At 46.8% G+C, this 5339-nt stretch carries 5 protein-coding genes and 1 tRNA gene; 3 read left to right on the forward strand and 3 right to left on the reverse strand.

Annotation, left to right across the window (positions count from 1 at the left end):
• Positions 1 to 435 precede the first annotated feature (435 nt).
• Positions 436 to 993 carry a YczE/YyaS/YitT family protein gene (locus tag ACI31H_RS07150; protein WP_439771298.1) on the forward strand — a complete coding sequence of 186 codons (558 nt, stop codon included), beginning with the start codon at positions 436 to 438 and terminating at the stop codon, positions 991 to 993.
• On the opposite strand, the gene ACI31H_RS07155 is transcribed toward ACI31H_RS07150, so the two are convergent.
• On the reverse strand, positions 990 to 2390 hold the full coding sequence (locus tag ACI31H_RS07155; protein WP_439771302.1) for a sugar porter family MFS transporter: 1401 nt from the start codon (positions 2388 to 2390) through the stop codon (positions 990 to 992). The two genes, ACI31H_RS07150 and ACI31H_RS07155, sit on opposite strands and share 4 nt — an antisense overlap.
• A gap of 262 nt (positions 2391 to 2652) precedes the next feature.
• Here ACI31H_RS07155 and ACI31H_RS07160 point away from each other — a divergent pair.
• A tRNA-Ala gene (locus ACI31H_RS07160) sits at positions 2653 to 2725 on the forward strand.
• Between the two features lie 27 nt (positions 2726 to 2752).
• Positions 2753 to 3295 carry an RBBP9/YdeN family alpha/beta hydrolase gene (locus tag ACI31H_RS07165; protein WP_439771299.1) on the forward strand — a complete coding sequence of 181 codons (543 nt, stop codon included), beginning with the start codon at positions 2753 to 2755 and terminating at the stop codon, positions 3293 to 3295.
• A 65-nt stretch (positions 3296 to 3360) separates the two neighbouring features.
• Here the strand turns inward: ACI31H_RS07165 and ACI31H_RS07170 are convergent, their stop codons facing one another.
• Positions 3361 to 3825 carry a hypothetical protein gene (locus ACI31H_RS07170; protein WP_439771300.1) on the reverse strand — a complete coding sequence of 155 codons (465 nt, stop codon included), beginning with the start codon at positions 3823 to 3825 and terminating at the stop codon, positions 3361 to 3363.
• A 13-nt stretch (positions 3826 to 3838) separates the two neighbouring features.
• Positions 3839 to 4948, reverse strand: coding sequence for a LysM peptidoglycan-binding domain-containing protein (locus ACI31H_RS07175; RefSeq protein WP_439771301.1), 1110 nt, complete (start codon positions 4946 to 4948; stop codon positions 3839 to 3841).
• Positions 4949 to 5339 lie beyond the last annotated feature (391 nt).

The raw sequence follows: 5339 nt of genomic DNA on the forward strand, positions 1-5339 counted from the left end.
TGCTTAATTTACGTCATTAAATTCGTTCAAGTTATTTCTTGCAATCTGCCTCTTATAATATTCATGACGTAAGTCTCCTTTGTATCTTGGCTTTGGTCGACTAAAGTATACAACGCAGGAGAGCTTGCGTTTATTTTTTTGCCAAAAAAGCCAATAACCACACGCATTTGGCGTGATTATTAGCTTTCAAGTTTCAGTTAAATTATATACAAAGCGGCCCCAAGCTATCGGATGCTTGGGGCCGCTTTGTATATAATTTTTTACTAGTCGGCTTTTACTATTTTACTTCTACATTTTCACGCCGTCTTGCGGTACAATATCGATGATTGTGTAAGCGGATACATTATTTTTGGAGGTGGCAGGCATGTACCAAGCACGGCGCGTTTCAATGGCACTTTTTGTTTTGGCGTAATTCTCTGTGGTTTTTGTGTCGGGATGTTACAAAAGGCGAACCTCGGTGTTGACCCCTTCACCTGTTTTGTGACCGGGATCGCTAACCTCTTTAGCTCAACCTATTCGACCTTTTACCTTATCCTGACCGGGGGTCTGCTCGTACTAGTCTTTATCCTCCGTCGTCACTATATCGGAATAGCGACCCTCTTTAACCTCTTTTTAACGGGGGTCATGGCGGACCTGATGCACAACTTTCTCGACCTGCTCTTGCCACATCCCGGCCTAATAGTACGCAGCGGTCTAATGCTAACTGCCATCGTCTTTACCTGCCTATCAGCGGCCCTTTACTTTACCGCCGACCTGGGCGTTTCGGCCTACGACGCTATTGCGCTTATTGCCGCCTACCAGTACCGGATTTTACCGTTTAAATACTGCCGAATTATTACCGACGGCTGTTGCGTACTAGTCGGTTTCCTGTTCAACGTTACGCTGGGGGTCGGGACCATCATCACGGCCTTGTTCATGGGACCCCTTACCCAGTGGTTCCGAACTAATTTAGCCGAGCCCATGCTGGCCGGCCGGCGGCATGTGACTAACTAGTTTTGCCAACGCATCTGCTGGTGGTGTACGAAGTGGTGGTGCGAGTGCCGATGGTTCGTCGTCCCCCGCAATTCCAGTTGAACCTGTTCCAGCGTCTTACCTTGCGTTTCGGGTACAAAACTAATGGCAAAAAGTAGGGCCAAAACGTTGCAGCCAATAAAGAAGGCAAAGGTACCAATTCCGCCCCAGTGGGCCAACATTACCGGGAAGGTGAAGCCAACCACGAAGTTAGCCAGCCACAAGCAGAAGGTGGAAATCCCCATGCCGAGTCCCCGCAAGCTTTGGGGAAAGATCTCGGATAACAAGACCCAGGTCGTTGGTGAAACACAGGACTGGAAAAAGGCTAAGAAGCTCATCGTCGAGGCAATTACCAAGTAGGGAAGCAACGGCGAGTTCTTTAAGAAGAGGATAGCCAAGGTAATGGCCGCCATCGATGCCGCGGTGCCGGTAATTCCGGTCAACAGCATCCGCCGGCGCCGAACCGTGTACATTAACTGCATCCCGACCGCCGTAGCAATAAATGAGGTCAGCCCATTACCAATGTTGGCAAGCAGGGCTGCTTGGTGGCCAAAGCCAACCTTCATCAAAATACTGGTACCGTAATACATCATAATGTTAATGCCCACGAATTGCTGGACAATCCCGAGTCCAATTCCAATCAATACTAACCGCCGAATCCAGGGGTGACGGAGGTCCGCCAAGGAAGCCTGCCGAATATCCCGATTTTTCTTAAGGGCGTCCGTAATACTTTGGATCTCATGCTGACTCTGTTGCCCATTCAGTCGAATCGGTTTTAAGACCTTCAATGCAGTCGTCACTTTCCCCTTCATCACTAACCAACGTGGTGATTCCGGTACAAAGTGCATCCCCACGAAAAGCATTACCGATGGAATCATCCCAAAGGCAATCATATACCGCCAAATACTAGCAACATGGGGGAAGAAGGTCCCCAATAGGGCATTGACGGTAAAGGCGAGGAGCTGACCACCAGTAATCATTAGTTCGTTTTGGGTGACCAGCCGCCCCCGGATAGCCGCGGTCGCAATTTCCGCTAAGTAAGTTGGAACAATCACGGAGGCGCCACCGACCGCCAGTCCTAGCAAAAAGCGAAAAATAATCATTAAAATGGCGTTCGGGGCGAGCGAGCACATTAACGTCCCAGAAAAGAAAATCAGGGCTAGTCCAATTAATAACCGCTTGCGGCCATACCGGTCCGCTAACTTTCCGGCAACCAATGCCCCAATTGCGGCCCCCAGGGTAATCCCAGAGGTAACTAGTCCTTCTTCGGCAGGCGTTAGGTCTAGTTGCTGCTTCGTCGCCATGTAGGGAATTGCCCCGTTGATGACGCCAGTATCCACCCCAAACAAAAGGCCACCTAACGTTACTACTAATGCAATTTTCTTTAACCGTCTTTCTATCTGACTACTAATAAAACATCGTCCTCCTTTTAACAAGGTCGACGAAAAAAACGCCCCACTCTCCGCCAGGAAAGTGAGGCGCCGTTCGTTGAGGGAAAAGATTCCACTCTACTAGTTGACAGTTTTAGTATAACACGCTATTGTAAATTCCGCTGGATTGACGAATTACCGCCCGGTCGTCATAAAAGTTTGGTGATCCCTGGTATTTTTAAACACAACTGCTATAATCAATACTGTAAACGGGCCATTAGTTCAGTTGGGAGAATGTCTGCTTCGCATGCAGGAGGTCGCGAGTTCGAATCTCGCATGGTCCATTAGTGACATCGAAAGGATTGTACACGATGAAAAAAGCATATTTAATCCACGGTACTTCCACCAGGGATGATGACTGGTTTCCGTGGCTCGAACAGGCAGCTAAACCGGGAATTGATCTTGACCGTCTTTGGCTGCCTGATCCATTCAGTCCCCATCGTCAGGAGTGGGATGCCGCAATTGACCAACAGATTCCGGCTAGTGACCAGTTGATTTTAGTTGCCCATAGTCTGGGTTGTATCAGTGCGCTCCGTTATGTCGAGCGGCACCATTTGCGCGATGTCCGGCTCTTACTAGTGGGAGCCTTTGATCAGCCATTACCGGCCTATCCCCAACTAAATGAGTTTGTAACACCGGCAGTGGATTACCACTTGATTACACCACGGGTAACTAAGGCTACCGTTATCACTGCTAAGGATGATCCAATTGCTCCCTACCAGGGTAGCGTTGCGGTTGCGCACCATTTAGGGGCTAAATTAATTGTCCAGGAAACTGGCGGCCATTTCCTGGGGCCGGACGGTTTTACAGAATTTCCACTAGCCCTGAAAGAACTACAACGAATTGCAAATTAAATAATAAAAAAATCACCTACTCGCGTATTTAGAGAGTAGGTGATTTTATTTTAATTTACCAGAAATTAGCGAATTTGTTCAAAGCTGGTGGACTTGTGGTCGACCCCTTGACCGGCATTAGCAATCTGGTAAGTAAAGCTACCGGAGTGGATCTTCTTTCCAAAGGCCAATACATGGTTGTACTGCCATAAGGATACCTTCCCATCCTGGGTCTTAGAGAGCGTTAACCGGCTCCCCTTCGCCTCGTAATTCCACTTACCAGAATTAGAATTGGACTGGTAGACGTCTTGGAAGTCACTATCACTTCTGTTTGCCTTGAGGGCCTTGCTCTTGCTTGGCGTAACCACTACTTCGTCGCTATCCTTGGCAAAGGTCATGTAGGCCTTCTGATTTCCAGAAACAGAGGTGTATTGATAGACGTGTCCCGGAACGTGGCGCGCAACCGCGTGACTAGCGTACAGGTAAAAGCCACCACAAATTACAACAATCGCTACAATAACGGCAATAATAATCTTATTTCTCTTTTGCATTATTTAGCCTCGATTAGAAGTCATCGTCAGACGAGTCAGTGTCTTCATCGTTAGTAGTAGCTTGACTGTTGCTGTCATCATCGTTGTTGCTATCTTCGTCTTGACTACTGCTGTCGTTGTCGTCGCTGTCACTGTCGTCTTTGTTGCTATCCTCACTACTACTGCTATCATCGTCATCGGTACTTACGTAGACGCTTAAGTCGTTACCATCGAGTTCAATGTAGACAGTTACCTTCTTGTCCGCCTTGTCACCAAGTGCATCCTCAATTTCTTCTAAGGCTGCATCATAGTCACCCTTCTTGGCGTCCTTAAGGATGGCAGCGGAGTTAACACTAACTTCTTCAGCATCATCACCGCCGTCACCTTCTTCAAAGGATAGCTTTGAATCACCACTAGCACCTTCAAGACCGCTAACCAGGGCGGAAGCAGAAACAGAGCGGTAGTGCTTCTTGCCATGGTTAGTTGTGGCAGCGTTCTTTGACTTAGTACCAGTGCTGGTCGAACTACTGTCAGTAGCTTCGCCATTATCTCCAGATTGGCTATCCTGACTAGAAGCATCCTTAGCATCATTTGCCGCTTCAAAGACGTTCTTAGAATTGTCGTTATTTTCAGTGTTGGTAGAGTTGTCGACGTACTTGTTGTAAGTATTAACAACTTTCTTCGGCATTACCGTGATGTGGACATTTTGGGGACCATTGTTAATGGTAACCTTCGTCTGTGCAACCGCATATGGGTTAACGTCTGGGTCGTAGCCAGCCGGTACATCACCGTCACGGTTAAGAATCAGCACGTCCCCCGCATAGATCAGGTTAGCATTTTGGATATTATTGTCGTAGCACAACTTAGCAACAGAAATGCCAGTAGCGGCAGAAATACTCGACAGGGTATCACCCCATTGGATAATGTAGCGGGTACCGTTCAAGTTATTCATGTCAATGTGTTGCATTGCCATATTATTGGAAACCTGTTGTGGTGTGTTAGCAATCCAGTTTGTAATGTCAGCTTGTTCTTCTGGAGAACCACTGGCATTATTAGCTGTAGCAACCGTTGTCGCCACCATTGGTGCAGCCAAAACGGCCGTCATAAAGGCAGCAGCAAGCTGCTTTTTATAATTAAACTTCATAAGAATATCCTCCCAGAAATAAATAACCTATAATGAACTTAATTTTAACGCTAGCCCAATTTTCATTCAATAGTCAGTAAGCTAATTGTATCCCCAGAAGGCGGCGACTGTTTCCAATCCGACAGACGTTAAGAAGATGGCCATCCCGGCAGAAAGGATATATTGCTCTGCCGGGAAACCAGCCGTATTAGAAATTAAGAAACAACAATAGTTATGAATTACCGAAAAAGAGAACTAGACCAATAGCGAAGCGGTTTAGTTTAGTTATCAGGTGCTACAATTTTAAGTACTGATGGATTTAACATCAGTACTTATTTTGGTTTAGATTTAAAATAAAACTGAAACTTGAAAGCTAATAATCACGCCAAAGGCGTGTGGTTATTGGCTTTTT

It is taken from the genome of Limosilactobacillus sp., from assembly GCF_051873035.1.
Lineage (GTDB): Bacteria > Bacillota > Bacilli > Lactobacillales > Lactobacillaceae > Limosilactobacillus.